General features: G+C 43.4%; 17 protein-coding genes. 7 read left to right on the forward strand and 10 right to left on the reverse strand.

Annotated features, from left to right (window positions below):
* Positions 1-108 precede the first annotated feature (108 nt).
* The gene (locus AHMF7605_RS26130) at positions 109-1,161 is read left to right on the forward strand and encodes a serine hydrolase domain-containing protein (RefSeq protein ID WP_106932890.1); all 1,053 of its coding nucleotides are present in this window, start codon (positions 109-111) and stop codon (positions 1,159-1,161) included.
* 350 nt (positions 1,162-1,511) lie between these two features.
* Positions 1,512-2,447 (forward strand): hypothetical protein, encoded by a 936-nt coding sequence (locus tag AHMF7605_RS26135; protein ID WP_106932891.1) that lies wholly within the window; start codon positions 1,512-1,514, stop codon positions 2,445-2,447.
* Positions 2,448-2,549: 102 nt separating this feature from the next.
* Here AHMF7605_RS26135 and AHMF7605_RS26140 read toward each other — a convergent pair whose 3' ends face one another.
* Entirely contained in the window at positions 2,550-4,913 is a 2,364-nt protein-coding gene (locus AHMF7605_RS26140; RefSeq protein ID WP_106932892.1) for an ABC transporter permease, read from the reverse strand.
* A 492-nt stretch (positions 4,914-5,405) separates the two neighbouring features.
* Here AHMF7605_RS26140 and AHMF7605_RS26145 point away from each other — a divergent pair, with 492 nt between their 5' ends.
* From AHMF7605_RS26145 to AHMF7605_RS26165, 5 genes are all read left to right on the forward strand, one after another.
* Positions 5,406-5,885: a DUF2975 domain-containing protein gene (locus AHMF7605_RS26145; protein WP_106932893.1), complete on the forward strand. Its 480-nt coding sequence runs from the start codon at positions 5,406-5,408 to the stop codon at positions 5,883-5,885.
* A 3-nt stretch (positions 5,886-5,888) separates the two neighbouring features.
* On the forward strand, positions 5,889-6,125 hold the full coding sequence (locus AHMF7605_RS26150; protein WP_106932894.1) for a helix-turn-helix domain-containing protein: 237 nt from the start codon (positions 5,889-5,891) through the stop codon (positions 6,123-6,125).
* Positions 6,126-6,186: 61 nt separating this feature from the next.
* Positions 6,187-6,939: a DUF1835 domain-containing protein gene (locus tag AHMF7605_RS26155; RefSeq protein WP_106932895.1), complete on the forward strand. Its 753-nt coding sequence runs from the start codon at positions 6,187-6,189 to the stop codon at positions 6,937-6,939.
* Positions 6,940-7,364: 425 nt separating this feature from the next.
* A complete protein-coding gene (locus AHMF7605_RS26160; protein ID WP_158267625.1) occupies positions 7,365-8,696 on the forward strand; it encodes an amidohydrolase family protein in 1,332 nt (443 codons plus the stop codon).
* A 565-nt stretch (positions 8,697-9,261) separates the two neighbouring features.
* The gene (locus AHMF7605_RS26165; protein ID WP_106932897.1) at positions 9,262-10,722 is read left to right on the forward strand and encodes a S41 family peptidase; all 1,461 of its coding nucleotides are present in this window, start codon (positions 9,262-9,264) and stop codon (positions 10,720-10,722) included.
* A 146-nt stretch (positions 10,723-10,868) separates the two neighbouring features.
* On the opposite strand, the gene AHMF7605_RS26170 is transcribed toward AHMF7605_RS26165, so the two are convergent.
* From AHMF7605_RS26170 to AHMF7605_RS26210, 9 genes are all read right to left on the reverse strand, one after another.
* Positions 10,869-13,271 carry an ABC transporter permease gene (locus AHMF7605_RS26170; RefSeq protein WP_106932898.1) on the reverse strand — a complete coding sequence of 801 codons (2,403 nt, stop codon included), beginning with the start codon at positions 13,269-13,271 and terminating at the stop codon, positions 10,869-10,871.
* A gap of 26 nt (positions 13,272-13,297) precedes the next feature.
* A complete protein-coding gene (locus tag AHMF7605_RS26175) occupies positions 13,298-13,822 on the reverse strand; it encodes a hypothetical protein (protein WP_106932899.1) in 525 nt (174 codons plus the stop codon).
* A 309-nt stretch (positions 13,823-14,131) separates the two neighbouring features.
* Positions 14,132-14,449: a hypothetical protein gene (locus AHMF7605_RS26180; RefSeq protein ID WP_146153677.1), complete on the reverse strand. Its 318-nt coding sequence runs from the start codon at positions 14,447-14,449 to the stop codon at positions 14,132-14,134.
* Positions 14,394-14,681, reverse strand: a complete 288-nt coding sequence (locus tag AHMF7605_RS26185; RefSeq protein ID WP_106932901.1) for a hypothetical protein — start codon at positions 14,679-14,681, stop codon at positions 14,394-14,396. The genes AHMF7605_RS26180 and AHMF7605_RS26185 overlap by 56 nt, the downstream gene beginning before the upstream one ends.
* Positions 14,682-14,835: 154 nt before the next feature.
* Complete coding sequence (locus AHMF7605_RS26190) at positions 14,836-15,309, reverse strand: hypothetical protein (RefSeq protein ID WP_106932902.1); 474 nt, start codon at positions 15,307-15,309, stop codon at positions 14,836-14,838.
* Positions 15,310-15,382: 73 nt separating this feature from the next.
* The gene (locus AHMF7605_RS26195; RefSeq protein WP_106932903.1) at positions 15,383-15,919 is read right to left on the reverse strand and encodes a KilA-N domain-containing protein; all 537 of its coding nucleotides are present in this window, start codon (positions 15,917-15,919) and stop codon (positions 15,383-15,385) included.
* A 20-nt stretch (positions 15,920-15,939) separates the two neighbouring features.
* A complete protein-coding gene (locus tag AHMF7605_RS26200) occupies positions 15,940-16,464 on the reverse strand; it encodes a phage antirepressor N-terminal domain-containing protein (RefSeq protein WP_106932904.1) in 525 nt (174 codons plus the stop codon).
* A 270-nt stretch (positions 16,465-16,734) separates the two neighbouring features.
* Entirely contained in the window at positions 16,735-17,013 is a 279-nt protein-coding gene (locus tag AHMF7605_RS26205; RefSeq protein WP_199200311.1) for a phage antirepressor N-terminal domain-containing protein, read from the reverse strand.
* Between the two features lie 298 nt (positions 17,014-17,311).
* Entirely contained in the window at positions 17,312-18,019 is a 708-nt protein-coding gene (locus tag AHMF7605_RS26210; RefSeq protein ID WP_106932906.1) for a phage antirepressor N-terminal domain-containing protein, read from the reverse strand.
* Positions 18,020-18,474 lie beyond the last annotated feature (455 nt).

Genomic DNA, 18,474 nt, shown 5'->3' on the forward strand with positions numbered 1-18,474 from the left:
CACACGGATGTCAGCTAAACGTCATAAGAACGCTTACAGCTTAGTTAACGGCAACTACCCAAAGCTAACTACATGGACAAAGATAAATAACCATAACGCCCCTTTTTCATGAAACAATTAGTTAAACTTCTGCCATTTCTTTTATCAGCATTTTTGGTTGGTAGTCCTTTATTCGCCCAACCAACCGACGACTATGCGGCCAAAATTGACAGTTTAATCCAAACCACTAGTCCCAGAAGTTTTAATGGCGTTATCTTGATCACCCAAAAGGGGAAAACCAAATACGCCAAGGCTTATGGCTATGCTGATTTTGAGCAGAAAATACCCTTAACCATCAAAGACAATTTCCGGATTCAGTCGAATAGTAAACAGGTGACCGCGGTGTTAATATTAAAAGAAGTGGAGAAAGGGAAAATAGACCTTCATAGCCCCATTAGAAAATATTTCCCCGAGATACAACAGACTTGGGCCGACACGGTAACCGTGCATCAATTACTCAACTTTTCGGCCGGCATAGCAGAAATTGACCAACCATTAGTTTTTAGACCCGGAACGGATTTTTTATACAGTGTCATCGCTTACACGATGCTGGGTAACATCCTCGAAAAAGTAACCGGAAAAACCTATATCCAAGCCGCCAATAACTTGTTTAAAGAACTGAAAATGCATAATACTTTTTGCTACGAAGAAGCTAAAAATCACAATAGGGTAGTCAGAGGATATACTAGCTCGAAAAGTGGATTCAAGATATCTAACGTTCCCATGACCGAGAAAGAAAGGCTGGACTTTATTCCTGCCGGAGGCATTATCTCCAATGTAGAAGACCTGCACAAATGGGACACCAAACTGCATCATGGGCAAATTTTAAAACCGGAAAACTACCAACTAATGACCACTTATACAATTATGGCGCAGCATGAAGCGCATGGCCCGGAAAAGATTGGCTATGGTTATGGCGTTCGCATTAGTGACAAAACATCCATTAAACACATCGGGCATTCCGGAAAGGGGTTAGGCTCCGCCTCCATTAAACTTTATTTTCCGGAAAAAGATGTCGATATGATTGTATTAGAAAATCAGTATAGTGAGGATAGTAGCCTGCATTACTATTTTGAAATAAAGATAAGAGAAATAGTCATGAATAGTAGTCTTGTAAGATAGTGTAACTGCCGCCTTAGGAAAAGCGAGCGCAATTAACACAATAGACAGAAACAATAGTGCCAAACGGAGCAACAGCTATTCTCTTCTCGCTCTTCCTAAATACTACAACCGTTGTCATTTTCTATTGTATTAAACCCAGAAGTCAACCTTTATTTAATATATTAGTATCGGAAAAACACGCTTATAATACTGCTAAGCGCATATTATTCGAGAGCTTTGTGTGGTACTTTTACTGGATACTACCCTTGGCTTTTAATGATTCTGGTAAGAAAGAGTTCGTGCATTCCTTACCAGGATTGATACCAGGCAACTTGTACGGAGTAAAAGGCATCTTAAGGAAAACCCTCCTTATGAAAAACCTCTTTCTGCTACTACTCTTTCTGCCTGTTTTCTGTTCCGCCCAGACTCCCAACTATTTAAACTATCATCACCAAATCATTCAAGCTGAAGAGTACCTAGTAGCGAGGCAATTTCCGGAAAGCTTAAAAATCTATCGCCAGCTAACCGCTACCTATCCGCACGTTTTCTTACGGGATATGAAGGTGGCCGCTCAACTGGCCGCTTACACCAAAGATACCGCCAATCTATACTTCTTTTTAGAAAAAGCCATGCAAAAGGGTTGGACTGCGAAACAGATCCTAAAAAGAGAAAATCTCCAGCCGTTTAAATCCGATGATCGATTCCAAAAGCTACTGGCCGGCGAGGATCAATTCCATAAAACATTCGAAAATAAGATTAATTTAACTCTCCGAAAGGAGATCAAGCAAATGCTGGCCGCGGACCAGAAACGAGCGCTCCGCGTGGCCCTGACACCCGGAAAGAAGTGGCGGCAGCAGTACACGATGAAAAAGTTTGTGCCCCAAAACCGCGTGCAAGTGAGACGGATTAATCAAATCATGGATCAGGTAGGCTACCCGGGCGAAAAGATCATTGGGGATCACTCCTGGGCGACGGTGCTGATCAGCCACAATGAGCATGATTACATTTACCAGCAGTTACGACCCAAGCTCTACGCGGCCCTGAAGCGTGGGGAGATCTCTGCCATTGAGCTGGCGATCGTGGAGTCCTGGCGCCGAGTAGTGGACACCAACGGGCAAGAAAAAGCTTTTGTGATTTGGGAGCAGGAAGTTAGCCAAGAAGAAGCTGCTCACGCGGATTCTTTAAGAAGCTCTATTGGGCTGCGCAGCATTGCTTTAAACAATAAATTACTGGACCTGGAAAAAGAATTAAAGATGAAATTTTATCTCTCTCCTTCCCATGGCGGACGAATCATCGTGAAACCATAAGCATGACCAGTCAGCTACGATAAGTCTGGTTATACAAAATAAAGCCGGTTCATTCGTAGAACTCTGTCGTTTTGCGAGCTTTTTAAATCTTTGATTCTGCTTTTATTCATTCTTTAAGCTTTTCACGGGATTAACCATAGCCGCTTTGATAGACTCATAGCTGACCGTCAAGCCGGCGATTACAAGCGCCGTGAGACAGGCGGCCACGAGAACTATCCCGCTCACCCCCACGCGGTAAGCGTAATTCTCGAGCCAGCTGTGCATCGCCCACCAGGAAAGCGGAACAGCAATCAAAATAGCAATCACCAGCAGCTTCGTAAAATTTTTAGACAGTAAGTACACGATATCGAACACGGAAGCTCCTAAAACTTTGCGTACCCCAATTTCTTTGGTGCGCTGTTCGGCCATAAAAGCCGATAAACCGTACAGTCCCAAGCACGAAATAAATATGGCTAGCAAAGCAAATCCGTTAAAGAGACGACCCAAGCGTTGCTCACTTTGATAAAGGTTAGCAAGGTCCTGGTCGAGGAAGTTATAGGTAAAGGGAAAAGCGGGATTAAGTTGCTGGTGTATTTTCGCTAAAGCTTGAATAGTAGCTGCGGTACTGCCGGGCGGCGTGCGCACCACGATGATTTCATTCTGGGGACGGTAGTACAACACCAAAGGTTCGATGGCCTGCTGCATGGGCCGAAAGTTAAAGTCCTGCACGACACCAATGATTGTCCCCTTTACCCCACTAAAAGTAAGTGATTTTCCGATGGCGGTCGTAAGGTCCATGCCCATCAGGCGCAGGGCCGTTTCATTCACCAGGTAATTGGCCGTGTCCGATTGCAAGCTTTTGGAAAAGTTTCGCCCGCCGAGCAACTTCATTTTAAAAACCGATATAAAATCAGCATCAACCGCTATTTCCGAAAAAGTAGGTTGCCAGGCCGGCGCTTTTCCTTCCCAATACACATCAATGCTGCCACTCGTCAGGTTAGTGGGTAAATCCGAAATCGTAGTAAAGTGGCTGGTAAGCGGGTTTTGTTTTAAAACAAACCGTAAAATTTGCGGCTTCTCCTGGAGTTCGCCGGTCAAGGGCAAGTGCACCAGATTTTCTTTTTCGAAGCCCAAATGCTTGTTTTGAAGGTAGTCTAGTTGTTGATATACCACAGCGGTACCTATTAGCAACACAATCGACACCACAAACTGCGTGACTACTAAGCTATGGCGGAAAAAAATACTGCCGATTCCCATTTTAAAAGCTCCTTTTAGCACTTTCACCGGTTGAAAACCAGAGAGAAAAATAGCGGGATAGCTACCCGATAATAAACCGGTGATCAGCGCGATACCCAACAACCTAACTATTAATTTCCCGTCCTGGAAATTAATAGTTAGATCTTTATTAGCTAAGTGATTAAAAGAGGGTAGTAAGGCCCACACGAGAATTAGCGCCAACAATAAGGCTAAAAAGGAAATAATAAGGGATTCGCCCAGGAACTGCCCGATAAGTTGATGGCGTTGCGCCCCGATTACTTTGCGCAATCCTACTTCTTTGGCCCGACGGGTGGAGCGCGCCGTGGCCAGGTTCATAAAGTTAATACAAGCCACGGCCAGAATAAAGACGGCTACTACCGAAAAGATGCGTACGTACTGGATGCTGCCCTGACCGGGCAAATCGCTGCGTAAGTTGGAATGTAAATGGATGCTGGTAACCGGTTGCAACTGGAAGTTAATCTGGAGCTTGTCGTAATGCTTTCGTAAAAATCTATTGACCTGTTGGTTTAGCTTTTGGAAAGATAGGGGTGAAATAATGGCGTTTTCGTGCAGTTGCACGTAGGTGTAAAAGTTAAAGTTACCCCAGCTGTTGTCTTTTAAATCTTGGTTCGTTTGGCCGATAAACGAAATAGGTAAGATAAAATCAAACTGGAGGTGCGAGTTAGTTGGTAAATTGACTAATACCCCGGTAACTACAAAATTAGCCCGGTTGTCTAACCGGATAAGCTGCCCGAGGGCTTGCTGCTGACCAAAATATTTCTCCGCCATAGCCTTGGTGATAAGTATACCATCGGGCCGTTGGAGGGCAGTCTTCGGGTCACCTTGTTGCAGCGGAAAAGAAAACAGAGACAGGAAAGAAGCATCGGCAAAAAACACCCGTTTTTCTTCGAATTTGCGCTCCCCGACGCTAAATATATTTGTAGAACGCCATAATCGCGCGGTATTCTTCACCTCGGGTATTCCGGCCCGGAGGGCAGCTCCCATGGGCGCGGCGCTCACCGCCGCTTTAATATCCGGCATGCTGACGGTAATGCGGTACAGCTGGTCCGCATGAGCATGAAAGCGGTCGTAACTTAGCTCATCTTGCACCCAAAACAGAATAAGGATGCTACAAGCCATGCCGATGGCTAGGCCAAAGATATTAATAAAGGAAAAGGCTTTTTGCCGAAACAAATTGCGTAAGGCAATTTTAAAGTAGTTGTACCACATCCTTCTAACTTCTTTATAATGTTATGGACCTTCCGTTGTAAAAGGAAAAAGTTTACCAAATTCTGGTCTAATAAGAAAAGTAGTAGTAAGAATAATGCCACGGCCATAACTAATTGTCTATAAACAATTTAATTAATAAATTTTATAGAAATATGTCCGATTATAGTACAATAAATTGTTCGCTTCTGTAGCAAATGCTCCTACTCCGTCAAGCACGTCTTATAAGTATACATTATGATAATAAGGCTTTTTCATTCTTCTCTACAACGTCCTCTACCTAAACTTTTACGACCATGGTAGGATCACCAGGCGACCCGGACCATCTCGAATAATTCAAATTTAAACTTCAAAACAAAAAGCTAAATCAAAAATTTTCAAAGTCCTTATATATCAAAGTGAGATAATGGATATTTTATTAATATAACAAATGCTTATTGATAATCAACAAATATTTGTTATATTTGTCTTGCTATCTAAACTCATTACCTCCTTATGAAAAAAATCTCCATCTTATTTCTGCAAGCCGTCCTCGTGCTGATTGGCCTGGTAGCGCTGGCCATTTTGATTCGGTTTCCTTTAATCGAAGGGAGAGCCGCCAATCTAGACTGGTTCCGCATTTACTCCGACCCATTCATCTTGTATGGATACGCCGTCTCCAGCGCTTTTTTTGTGGCGTTGTATAAGGGAGTCCAATTATTGAGTTACATCCGCCAAAATATCTTGTTTTCCCTAAATGCGGTAAGAACGGTCAGAAGCATAAAATACTGCACCATCCTATTATGCCTTTCTATTGCGCTGGCCGGATGCTACATCCTGCTATTTCATCCGGAAGAGGAGGACCCAGCGGGTTTTCTGGCTATGTGTATCGTCGTAACTTTTATATGCAGTGCTGGGGCAACGGGTGTGGCCGTGCTGGAAAAGATCCTGCAAAATGCCGTGGATATGAAATCGGAAAATGACTTAACCATTTAAGCGATGCCCATTATTGTAAACTTAGACGTAATGATGGCTAAGCGAAAGATGTCGCTCAATGAACTTTCTCAAAGAGTGGATTTGACCTTATCGAACCTGTCAATTTTGAAGACGGGGAAGGCGAAAGCCATTCGTTTTAGTACCTTAGCGGCTATTTGTAAAGCATTAGACTGCCAACCAAGTGACATTTTGGAATATGTACAGGACCAGGAAAAACAACCCATCCTTAATCAGACATAAACATCAGCCTTCGGCTAACAGCCTTGCTTTTAGTTAGCGGGAAATTAAAATCAGTTCGATTATGATTTATCATATTTTAAACGGAGACGCGCTGGCTTACAGTTTTCCGGACGCTAAAATTCCAGGAGCTATTATTGTTGTTCGGGAAGCTTTAATAGATGGAAATCTATCCGGTAACCATTTGCCAGACTTCTGGCAAGTAAGAGCAAAATACATGGCATTAACCGCAACGGAATACCAGAGCCAAGTGGTAAAAGAATTTGAAAAAATCATGCAGGCGCCGGATGATTCTGAATTCAACCTTTGGTTTGAGTATGACTTGTTTTGTCAAGTGAATATGTGGTTTGTTCTTTCCCTTATCCATCGTTTGCCCATCCAGAAAAAAGTTTTTGCGGTTTATACTTCTTATTTAAACGAAACCAGTAAACATTTTTGGAATGGCTTTGGACCCGCCAATTCCGCTGAGTTACAGGTTTGTTACGCCAATAGAATTTCTTTAACTGAAACGGACCTCCCTTTCGGGCAGGAATTGTGGGAAGCTTACAAAAAGGGTAATCTGGAAGAATTGACCAATCTTTCCAAGAAGCAATCTTTCGCTTTTCCGTACTTACAAGAGGTAGTAGAGGCGCAGGTGGATCGTTTTCCGCAAGATGGTACCAAAGGCAGACCGGAAAGGGTTATGGAAGACATCCTAAAAAGTATTTCCACTGACTTTCCGAAAGTGTTCCAAGAATTTTGGAACCGAGAAAGCATTTATGGCTTTGGAGACACGCAATTAAAAAGGCTCTATGACAAAGTCATACACTCCCGCTAACTAAAGGAGCTGTACACGGTATGGGGCTATAGTTCTAGAATTTAAAACCCATTTTCAGTTTCCCTTGGTTGCTAGCTGTCTGGCAGAATCCTTCCGCAAAGAACTCTCCCAGATTAATATCTGGCGGACAAGTCTAAACAACTTGGCATAAACGTATTTCCTTAGGTTCTTCTCTCCTTCTCCGCTAACCAAGTCTTCCATGCGGTAGGTTCTTAAAATAGTAGTCCAATAAGTGAATATATATTCAATAGACGCTGGTAGAACAAATAGCTCTGCTATTAGCAATAATTATTTATTAAGTGCCAAAATGAGCTACGGCAGCTTCGTTTGGTTTAAATTTTATTAATAGATGTAACCTATAACTTATCGGCCGGTTACCCTCTGAAAAGAATAAGATGAAACTTTGCCCTCTATTATTTCTGCTGATGGTACTCATCCTCTTATTTGGTTGTGTGCCTTCCCCTCCGTCTCCTAAGACCTATTACTTAACCCATATTACCGTTATTGATGTTATTCAGGGGAATTCCTTACCCGATAGAACAGTAGCTATCACGGATAGTATGATCACCGCCCTTGGGGCAGCCGAGGAGATTTTTATTCCCCGGCAAGCCCAAATAATTAATTGTCAAGGGAAATTCCTGCTGCCCGGACTCTGGGACATGCACGTGCATCTGGGGAATGCCACTCGTACAGCTTTACCGCTCTTTGTGGCCAATGGCATAACCGGCGTCAGAGATATGGGTTCGAAGAGTTTTGATTCCATCCAAATCTGGCGCAAGCAGATCCGTTCTGGCCAGTTGACCGGACCCAGGATTGTTTCTCCCGGCCCCATTTTGAACGGCGGCCACCCCGAGCAGGAGTATCAAATTGGCGTAAATACGGTAGCCGAGGCCAGACGGATGGTGGATTCTCTAGCTGGATTGGGCGTGGATTTTATTAAAGTGCATGGTGGCCTGACCCGGGAAACTTATTATGCCATTGCTCAGGAAGCAACCCGGCGGCATCTCCCTTTTGCGGGCCATGTGCCGATCTCCAATAGTAGTATTACCGTCACGGGGGAAGAAGCGGCCCAAGCGGGGCAGCGCTCCCTGGAGCATATGTTGGGCATTCCTTTTGCCCGGGACACGATCAAAGCCTTCCAGCACATGTATCCGACCCCGGAAAGTCTGCACCAGCTTTTTAGCGTTCTTGTCCAGAACCACACCTATGTCACGCCTACGCTTTCCGTTTACCAGATCCCGGCTGATTACCAAGCCCTATCTCTCAAACAGGATTCGTTGTTAAAGTATGTTGCCCCGGAACTCCAAGCTTTTTGGAAAAGTCAAATCCAGGACTGGCCGAATCGCAATAAAGCATTTATGAACTGGTTGCTGACCGCCCGAAAGAATATGATTCCCTCGTTGCACGATGCCGGCATTCCTTTGCTGGCGGGCACCGATACCGGGTTCCCCTTTGTGTTGCCCGGCTTTGGTTTGCATGAAGAGTTGCAGTACTTAGTCGAGGCCGGCCTTACGCCCTTAGAAGCCCTGCAAACCGCTACCATTAACCCGGCTACCTTCCTGGGGAAACAGGGCAAATTAGGTAGTGTGGAGAAAGGAAAACTAGCTGATTTGGTCATCCTCAATGCGGATCCTACTATAAGCATTCAAAATCTACATCTTATTGAAGCAGTTATGGTCAATGGCAAGTGGTATGACCGTTCCACTCTGAACCAGGAGTTGAAGCAGGTAGCCCATCAGGTAAAACGGATTCGGTAAGAATCCCGATGCTTTTCGGTACACCAACACGGTTAATGCGGTTACCACATTAAACCATTATTAGGTAATTAATTATTGGGGGTTACTTCTAGCTAAGTTCAATGGCATTACCAATTCTTATAACCAAGACTATGTAAAACGGCTTAGATTTCATCTCTTTTTTGGTCCTTTTACGAGACGGATGGTCAACGCATTTCCGGACTAACAGCAAATTTCTTGTAGCTTTAAGCTTGGTACTTCTTAGATTTATCCTTTTAGGAAAAGTGGAGCGACTGAAGAAATAACCTTTTTGGTTCTTTCTTGAGAGCATGTTCAACTAAAAAAACCGGCAGAGTAGCCCTGCCGGTTTAATTACTTTTAATGAAAACACCATTATACCAGGTGCACCTCTCTATACGTAAATTAAGCTTGAAAGGAAAATACTTGAAGGGGAAATAAAAACCAGCCAGGATACCTGACTGGTTTAATAATTCGTGCAATTTTTACTTCTAGCTAAGCTACTATAATTATTAAACAATCGAGCTGCCCGGATATTAAAAACCGGTAAAATGCTGGTTTAAATTCTTTGCTGGCAGCAGTACTTTCTGTAATTTGGGTGATGATGCTCCCTCAGCTACCCTATAGAAAATTACTCTTGTTCGGTTTATTTTTTTGGCAGCTTGGTTGCTTTTCTCAGAGTAGTAATCCGGCTCTACCGCTTTTACCGCGAGCGGCCCTGCGGCACGATTTTGACATTTTGCGCCAAACCTTACAAGAAGCTCATCCAGGATTTTATTGGTACTCCCGGAAAGATTCTCTCGATCGCTTTTGGGACCATCAGAGAACCTTCATTAATCAGGACATGACTCGACTGGAGTTCTTTAAATTACTGCTCCCTCTTATTGCTCAGGTAAAATGCGTGCACACCCGCCTGCAATTACCCGCTAACCTAATTACGAATCCGTTCACCTCTTTACTCCCCTTTGACTTTCTTTGCCAGAACGGGCGCTTGTTTATTCGTAGAAATTGGAACGGGGAAGCCTATGTGGGAGCAGAAGTGCTGGCGATCAACCACGTTGAAACGAAGCACATTCTGCGAACACTCCTGGGCAGCATACCTGCCGATGGCGACAATGAAACCTTTAAATTTCAGCGGTTAAGTCAAGGCGCTTTTCGGGAGGGGTATGCTTTATTTTACGGTCAGCCGGAACATTTTACGATTCAAGTTAGGGATAGTACCCAGCCGCAAGCTTATTCTTTTCCAGTCCAAGCCCTATCTCCGAAAAGGCTGGTAGCTAACCAAACTTATCCCTCGCCTTTCCTTTTGCATTTCCGGCAAAACACGGCGGTTCTTGCCGTCAATACCTTTGAAGGTAACACGGCGCAGTTTCAGGATAGTGTCGCCACCCTCTTTCAGAAAATACAAGCAAAAGGAGCCAAACATTTGATTATGGACCTGCGCCAAAATGGAGGCGGGGCTAACGACAATGTCTCCACCTTATACTCGTATATTGCAGCGGCGCCCTTTCGGCACTTAAGGAAAGCGGAAAGGAATGCTACCGAGCTCACCTACCGGCAATTTATAGCGAATGCAGAAAGTTTTAGAAAGAGAACGGATATCCCGGTAAGCGAGGGGAAATACCTGGTCAATGACCAGTATGCCGGAACAAGTTGGAAGAAGCCAGCGGATCAGACAGGGTTTAGGGGCGACGTAGTTTTGTTAATTTTCGGCCAGACTACCTCCGCAGCGGCGGAGTTTGCCGCTTTAGCTCATTATCTAAAACGAGCCACCATCGTAGGAGAAGAAACCGGTGGTGGTTACTACGGCGCCACGGGAGGATCTTATCTCACCTTAAAGCTGCCGCATAGTGGCTTAGAAGTAAGAATTCCCACTATCCGGATTTTTATGGCTGTGGCAGAAGATTACGAGCACCAGCCAAAAGGCCGGGGAACCTTGCCCGATTACCCAGTAGAGCCCACGATTGCAGAGGTGCTCTCCGGGAAAGACATTCCGCTCGAAAAGGCTTTAAACCTGCTACATCCTTAATTAAATTCTAGCTCTAAGTTTGCAAAGAAGTCCCCGGGTTCATTTTGGCCGCACGGGTAGCGGGATAACTGACCCTAAGTAGGGTCAAGTTTAAAAGGTTGCTCCAAATTAATTTTTGCTTAATTTAATTCAACCGGTAAGTTCATTCACTCCGACCTCAAATTTTGTACGGGGTTGCTTAACGCGGCTTTTACGGATTGGATGGTCATCGTTAAAACGGCTAAAGCTAATACGAATGCAGTTGTTACTAGAAATACCGAAGGTAGAATGGGCGTTCTATACGCAAACTCTTCTAACCATTTGCTCATCACATACCAGGTAATGGGGGTTGCTATTAGTGAAGCCAATAGCACGGGCTTGATAAATTGCTTTAGTAATTCGGCCGTAATACTCAGTACAGTGGCGCCTAATACCTTTCTAATGGCAATTTCTTTAATCCTTAGCTGAATGGTATACAAGGAAAGGCCTAGAATGCCCAAGCAAGCAATAAAGATAGCTAAGAATGAAAAATAGCTGAATATGACCCCTAATTTTGTTTCACTGGTATACATGGCGTTTAAGGTATCATCCAAAAACGTATATTCCAGTGATTGCTTTGGGGCAAAGCTGGTAAATTTTTTAGCTACTTCTTTTAGGACCTGATCGGCATTTTTTTGGTTAAAACGCAAGTATAAATATTGCAACCTATCGGCGGCATAGTGCATGACTAAGGGCTGAACAGCAGTTTTTAGCGGGGTTATATTAAAGTTTTGGACCACGCCCACTACCTTTCCCTTTTTCAATACGGTATTAGGCTGTACCCATTGAATAGTGGTACCAATGGCTGCTTCTGATTTTTGATACCCTAGCTTTTTTACGGCTTCTTCATTGATGAGGAAACCTTCCGTTTTATCTAATGCCATTTTCTCACTAAAATCCCTGCCTGCCACAATTTTCATTTTCATGGTGCGGATAAAGTCCAGGTCAGTAAAGAGCATTTGCATCGATTGGGCTTGGCTTAGATTAGAACTACCATCGTTCACCTGGTTAATCGGAATATTGGCACTTGGAATAGAGGAGGAGGCACTTACGGAATAAACTGAGCCATCTGCTAGTAACGAGTTTTTGAAAGTAGCCAAGCGGGTGGAATCCATATCCTTGGGTAGCGTTAGAATAACTACATTTTCCCTATCGAATCCCAGGTTTTTACTCTTCAAAAAATTAAGCTGATGATTGACTAAAAAGGTACCGGCAATAAGCCCCATGGACACTACAAATTGAACTGTAACGAGTAAAAACCGAAGCGATAGTCCTTTCCTAGAATTACTAAACTTGCCTTTGAGTACTTCCGTGGGTTTAAAAGCGGAGAGTATTACCGCCGGATAAAGGCCGGCCAAAACACCTACGGCTATGACTAGGCCAATCAATACGAAGGTAAGTAAGGGATTATGGACAAAATCGATCGTTAAGCTGCGCTCCGCCACGCGGTTGAATAAGGGCAAGGCCAAATAAGCCATAGCAATAGCTATAATCAAAGCTAATAGGGCAAAGAGGGTAGTCTCCGTTAAAAACTGTTGTAGCAGTTGCCTTTTCTCCGCTCCCACTACTTTTCGGAGCCCCACTTCTTTGGCTCGGGTCAGGGAGCGGGCCGTAGACAAATTGGTAAAGTTAAAACAGGCTAGAAGTAAGACAAACAAGGCAACACAAGCAAACGCATAGACATAGGTTATATTTCCATTCGTTCCTATTTCCCCGACCAGGTTGGAGCGTAAATGAATATCGGTCAAAGGCTGTAAATGGATGTCCTGTTTGCCATCGGCACTAGGATTGTTCAAAATGTACCGCTTCACAAAAGCAGGAAATTTGTTTTCTAAGCTGTTAGCGGCTGTGTTACTATTTAGTACTACATAACTCTGAAACATGTGAAAGGACCATAATCCGCTTAGGTCTCCCAGCGTTGCCAGGGATACCAGAGAACTGAACGCAAAATGGGAATTAGCCGGCATTGGCCTGGCTAGAGCAGTTACTTCTACCGTAAGGTTTCTGCCAAAAGAGTTGATGCTAAGGGTTTTTCCAATGGGATTCGTATGGCCAAAATACTTTTTAGCGGTCTCACTAGTTAAGATGATGCTATTAGGACGTTCCAGTGCCTGTTTTACATCTCCCTTCTCCAAACTAATAGTAAAAACATCGAAAAGGGTGGAATCGGCATAAAGCAAATTGGTTTCAAAAAATTGTTGTTCGCCAGGCGGTCCGATCAATGCTTTTTCGTCTTTTAAAAGTCGGGTGTAACTTTTAATTTCCGGGTAATCCTTTTTCATTAGGGGTGCCCAAGGAGCGGGAGTAACGGCTAAATGGGTACTACCATTACTCCCGGCCATAACTGATGTTATTCGGTAAATATCCTTGGCGTGATGGTTAAAGCGATCATAGCTCCGCTCGTGTTGAATAAAAAGAAACATGAGGATACAGCACGCCAGACCAACCGATAGGCCTAGTATATTAATCAGGGAAAAAACCTTGTTTTTCCACAGGGTACGACTAGCGATTAGTAAATAGTTTTTCCACATACTTAAAGCAATTATAAGTAAATAATTTAGGGTACTATTTTCTTAAAAAAGAATTGGTCCGTGGTCAAGTCTCCAATTTTAATAGAGTTGGGAAGGACGATGCCCAACCCAAAAACAGTGGTTCCATTATCCTTCTTATGGATAAAAGCGCCTTCCCAAACTTCCTCTTGGCCATTGTGCTTTTTCAGGGTGGCGTTGAAGTAAGCGTCTTGTATTTGAACCAAATCGGAAGTGACCTTCCTGGAATCAGGATAGCTGAGAATGGCTCGGAAATTATCTCCCATATCCCTTATTAATTCTAGTCGCGTTCCTCGATTTTCATCGACGTAATGGCCTAGATAAACGGAGAGGTCGTTACTGATAACGGGAGTCGATTGAATGACCCTGCTTTTTTCTTTGACAATGCCATATTTTTCTTCCCTCTTGTATTTAGATTTGCTAAAGGTATTACTGGCAAAGAAGGCCGCTTTTTCTTTGGGGCTCAAATCTTGGCTAATGGCATCAGAGTGGGTCAGAAGAAAAGTAATAAGTCCCATAAAGAAGATTTTCATATACTTATCTTTAAATGAATGAATATACTATCGGATGCCAACAAGCTGATTGGATGGATATGCCAAATAGGAAGCCCATAATTTATGCCAAATAAAACTAATTGATTGTCATTGGTTTATATTGCATATAGGGTAAAGGATTGTATCACTTCCGAACAGTTTTTGTTCGAAAGTGATACAAAGGAGATGGTACAATGAGTCCGAAAAAGATTTGCTCGGATTAGGAACTTGAAAAGTCATTACTGGGAATGAAGGAAATATTTTTTATAAAACAAAAGCCGCTCTGGTAAATGCAGAGCGGCTTTTGTTTTATAAAGATTGATGGGGATTCTGGTGTCGGCGAATACGTAAGAGAAAAACGCGGAGGAACTGCATGAGGTCAAACTCTTTCTCCCAGGCGTCTCGATCGGTGCCGCTAATCAAAGCGGTGGCTTCCAGGTTGTCTAGATATTGCTGGAGTAAGTGTACCTGGTCCTTGATCCCATCCAGCAACTCGATGAAAGCAGCGAGTGTGTCCTCGGTTAGCTGGGGTTGATTAACAATGGTCAGGAGGGTTTGGCCATTTTCTTCTTTACGGGTGATGCTCATGGCCGGTAGATTTATATTCTGCCAGATTACTAAAGACATCTTTCATCTCGAACAGGAACCCCAGCGTATTCTTCAGGTCCAAGGGCTCGGTATCCCGGTCAAAAGATTGGCTGACAAAGCGGATCGTGTTTTCAAACCGTTCGGCCAGGTAAGCGGGATTGTTGGCGCATCTTTCTTTTAAGTAATGGGTAAGCGGCTGGATGTTCAGGTAACGATTCGTCTCGGGGTTAAGTACCAGCAGGGGTTGGCCTTTACAGGTAGTATCTTTCATGATTGGGAGGAGTTAGCGGTGAATTTCTGGCCGGGTAGTAAGTGCCAGTGACCTACCGGCGCCAGCACTTTAGTTAGCAATTTCTGTTTCATATACTCTTTTCTGGTAGCAGCTGGTTTAAAGGGATAGCACCCCGAAGTAAACTGCTTGCTTTTTAGTTAGCAGTCCTTCTCCTTTTACTTCTTCTAACCTCGGCTCGAATGGCATTTCTGGTTTCCAGTACCCAGCATTCTAAGAGCGTGCTGCCGAGAAAAGTAGCCAGGCGCAGGGCTAAAAAGGCGTTTACCCAAACCAAGCCCTCGCTTATTTGCAGCACCAGATCAATTTTATTTTCGGGTAGACCGGTCCAAGGTAGGTTAGAGTTCAGGCAGAGTACCTGGTAGGTTTTGGGGTAAGCCAGGTGCGCGGCAATGACTTCTTGGATTTGGGGAGTCCGTAAGAAAAGCGCCGGATCCTGTCCGAATAGACGCGCCATGGCGGTGGCATTGTAGAGCAGGTAATTAGAAGAGAAATCAATCTCTAAGCAATGCCGGTGGAGGGAGTAAATACGGCGAGTAAGGGGAGGAAAAGACGCAGTTTTCTCCGCGTTAATCCCGGCCGGAACCTTGGTTTGTTTATTAATTTGCATACATTTGAACTGTAAAATGGTTTGACATGAATTTGTTGAACTGGCCCGATGTTCCCGCATCGGGCTTTTTTATTTATAAAGTATTTATTCTAAATAATTCCAATTGGTTTTTATGGCCTTTACTCCTTCGATAATTTGCTTGTCGCTCTTCCAATTCCAACCGTTCTAACTCTTGATATTCTGGACTACTTTGCAAAGACTTTCTAATTTCTTCTATTCGGTTCTTTCTTTGAGCACTTTCCTTTAAGCTCTCCTCTATTTGCCGATAACTTCCAAACAGGATTTCATCAATGGTAGAATACACCCACAGTTCAAACTCGGGATTTAACCAAGCCGCAAATTTTAGAGCTAAGATACGGTGCATCCAGGTACCTGATTTCTGTTTAGAAATGACCATATCTTCCTCTTTCGCGACCATTATATTAGGGGAATTCCCATATTTTAAACAAATCTCAATAAAGGTTTTCGTCTGGTCTAGCCTTAGAAAGTCAGCGGGTAGTTTATGGAAAGCTTTAGCCATTTCCGTGGCATTTACCATAAGATTCTTGGTGGTCATGTCGAACGCTATCTCTTGACCATCATACCTGAAAATCTGAATTCCAAATTCCATTTTATGTTATTTGTATTTATTCAGAATTGGCGATGATTGGCCAGCCAGTACTCGAAAGTGGTGTCTTTGATAACATTGAGCCGAGTGGTAGCTTCTTTTAAGGTTTTCTGCGTGTTGCGAAAATCGGAGCGTACTTCCTGTTCTTTTTCCAACTGCAGCTCCAAGGCTTTTTGCTTTTGTTCCAGAAAATCGCTCTGATCGGAGAAGTGGCGGAAGAGCACTTCGTAGCACTGGGTCCGGTAGCGGCTTACGGCTTCTTGCGCTTCGGGCTTTACGTTCTTGGGGTTGATGGTAAACAGCCAGCCAAAGACATATTTGTAGGGAATACAGGTCATTTCATAGATCTTATTATCTGCTCCAGTTGAGGGGCTCAGCACCGCAACTGAGTTTAAAAATTCATCACTTTCTATCTTCTCCCGCTGACTTTTTGAGTCAATTCCTAAAGCGTCGCAGATCGGGCGGATTGGTATTAATTTCTCTCCATTCTCAATTATTAAAATGGGAATATTATTAACTGTAGCGATTGTTGTGGTTTGTGTTTTCATGAAGTATATACATTATTTACATCATTTGTTTATTAAAATGTTTATGCAACAAATGTTATAAATGTTTACAACAAAAACAACACTTACAGTAAAAATTATTTTTACATTTGTTACATACATTAATGTACACACAAAACTATGGCAGCAGTAACCCTAAGAAAACTCCCGGACGACTTGCATCTAAAAATCAGAAGGTTGCAATTAGATTTAGAGCTCGAGGGAAAAAAGATTAATCTTGAAGACTTGTATATAATGCTTATCGAAAAAGGATTAGTAGTTTACCAAAAAGAAAACCCCAGCAAATAGCCGGGGTTTAAATCTGCGAAAAAGCACTTCGCAATACGGGGAGTGGCAGCGGCTCACAGCTTCCTGCGTTTCAAGCTTTACATTCTTGGGGTTGATGGCAAACAGCCAGCTAACGACAAAGTTGTATGGAATACAGGTCATTTCATAGTTCTTATTATCTGCTCCAGTTGCCATGCTGAGCATTGTAACTGCAGTGCTGAGCACCGCAGTTGATTTTAAGATTTCATCCTTTAAGATATTCACACCTCATGAATCTTTGCTAATTGTGAGAGATTTGATTTATAAGGCTTTAGGTATAGAGCCGGAAAAAGAAAATCCCAGCAAATAGCCGGGGATAAATCTATAATAAAGACGGAAAAGCACTTCATAACACTAGAAGCGATAGCAGCTCATAGCTTCCTGCACTTAAGACTTTACATTCTTGGGATTAATGCCAAACAGCCAGCTAAAGACATATTTTATTGGAAGATACGTTATTTAATAGTTCTTTCCATCCATTCCAGTTGCGGGCTTCAGGCCCGTAACTTTCCATTTTTTTCTTTTAAGCATTTAGCTGCATTCTTTTTTCAATTTCCTGATTCTGGACTTCTCTTACCTGTACCTCTAAGTGGCGAGAAGGTATTTTTCTGGATTTAGAAATGTAAGCTCGGTTGTTGAGCAGGAGCCGGAGCATGTCCGCCTCCCTTTCCGGAATCTGGTTGATAGCGGCTTTTTCCAAATCATTGTTGACCGTGTCTCTGCCCGGGCTCTTACCGTACTTTTCTTGGTGAACCTGAGCCAAGGCTACTTTATATTTCTGGAGGTTACTTCTTTCCTGAACCAGGTTTCTTTGGGATTGCTCGATTAACTGCTCCAGCAATAATTCCTGCTGGTTCAACTGCCCATTATTTCTCTGATTTGGAAAGAAAAAGCGGCGCTGCTGCCGCCACCACAAAAGAAAAGCCTGTTTCTTCTGGCGCTGCTGCTGGGTTCTGTCTTGGTCGGGTACGCCGTGGATCCAGGGCTCTACTTCTTCGGCCGGCAAACACAACATTTTTCGCTGGTCGCCCTCCCCAGTACGCGCCCTGGTGGTTTTAAGTAGGCTCGAAAAAAAAGGACTTTCTTGCAGGGTCTTTGCTTGCCATCTATACTCGAGTTCCAGCAGCTCACATATTACTTTCACCGGGATTAAGTTCTGATGGTCTAAAGTGATAATGCCGATAATCTTATCCTCAAATTCTAACTTTTCGATTGGTGCTTGTTCTCTCATAATTTAAATACGAAGGTTAAGGTTCTTATTTTAGCTACTCGGGTGGGTAGGACCTAATCCCAGTTTTATTGCCGCTTAAAATAGGTCAAATTTGAGTCAGGTACTAGGTTTAAAAACGGAAACAGAAACCTCCAATCCATAGCCGAGGTTCCTCAAGTAAGAGTTGGTTTTTGCTCTTTTAATTACTCCCGTTTTCTAAATTATTGCCACCTAAAGGCCCACTTTCCTACTGGCAATAACCGGAAAAAAGCCAGTCTCAAAAATATTTTGCAAAAATAGCGTTTCCAGCCACTGAGCTGCGTTTTTGCCTTCAAAAATATATCTCACAGTCTCAAATTCCGTGAGTTCTCCCGTTGCTGCACTATCCCGGCCCGGCAATTTTCACCCGGCAATTTTTACGATATATGACCAGAGCTAAGGAGCAAAAAGGCCGAATAGAGCAAACTGGCCGAGGA

It is taken from the genome of Adhaeribacter arboris (assembly GCF_003023845.1).
In the GTDB taxonomy this organism is placed as follows: Bacteria; Bacteroidota; Bacteroidia; order Cytophagales; family Hymenobacteraceae; genus Adhaeribacter; species Adhaeribacter arboris.

What these genes read in the sequence shown, in the direction of transcription:
- AHMF7605_RS26200 (WP_106932904.1), bottom strand. Translation starts at nt 16,464, where the DNA reads ATGAAAACACAAACCACAACAATCGCTACAGTTAATAATATTCCCATT.
- AHMF7605_RS26210 (WP_106932906.1), bottom strand. Translation starts at nt 18,019, where the DNA reads ATGAGAGAACAAGCACCAATCGAAAAGTTAGAATTTGAGGATAAGATT.
- AHMF7605_RS26190 (WP_106932902.1), bottom strand. Translation starts at nt 15,309, where the DNA reads ATGCAAATTAATAAACAAACCAAGGTTCCGGCCGGGATTAACGCGGAG.
- AHMF7605_RS26185 (WP_106932901.1), bottom strand. Translation starts at nt 14,681, where the DNA reads ATGAAAGATACTACCTGTAAAGGCCAACCCCTGCTGGTACTTAACCCC.
- AHMF7605_RS26135 (WP_106932891.1), top strand. Translation starts at nt 1,512, where the DNA reads ATGAAAAACCTCTTTCTGCTACTACTCTTTCTGCCTGTTTTCTGTTCC.
- AHMF7605_RS26195 (WP_106932903.1), bottom strand. Translation starts at nt 15,919, where the DNA reads ATGGAATTTGGAATTCAGATTTTCAGGTATGATGGTCAAGAGATAGCG.
- AHMF7605_RS26150 (WP_106932894.1), top strand. Translation starts at nt 5,889, where the DNA reads ATGCCCATTATTGTAAACTTAGACGTAATGATGGCTAAGCGAAAGATG.
- AHMF7605_RS26160 (WP_158267625.1), top strand. Translation starts at nt 7,365, where the DNA reads ATGGTACTCATCCTCTTATTTGGTTGTGTGCCTTCCCCTCCGTCTCCT.
- AHMF7605_RS26180 (WP_146153677.1), bottom strand. Translation starts at nt 14,449, where the DNA reads ATGTCTTTAGTAATCTGGCAGAATATAAATCTACCGGCCATGAGCATC.
- AHMF7605_RS26145 (WP_106932893.1), top strand. Translation starts at nt 5,406, where the DNA reads ATGAAAAAAATCTCCATCTTATTTCTGCAAGCCGTCCTCGTGCTGATT.
- AHMF7605_RS26155 (WP_106932895.1), top strand. Translation starts at nt 6,187, where the DNA reads ATGATTTATCATATTTTAAACGGAGACGCGCTGGCTTACAGTTTTCCG.
- AHMF7605_RS26170 (WP_106932898.1), bottom strand. Translation starts at nt 13,271, where the DNA reads ATGTGGAAAAACTATTTACTAATCGCTAGTCGTACCCTGTGGAAAAAC.
- AHMF7605_RS26175 (WP_106932899.1), bottom strand. Translation starts at nt 13,822, where the DNA reads ATGAAAATCTTCTTTATGGGACTTATTACTTTTCTTCTGACCCACTCT.
- AHMF7605_RS26130 (WP_106932890.1), top strand. Translation starts at nt 109, where the DNA reads ATGAAACAATTAGTTAAACTTCTGCCATTTCTTTTATCAGCATTTTTG.
- AHMF7605_RS26140 (WP_106932892.1), bottom strand. Translation starts at nt 4,913, where the DNA reads ATGTGGTACAACTACTTTAAAATTGCCTTACGCAATTTGTTTCGGCAA.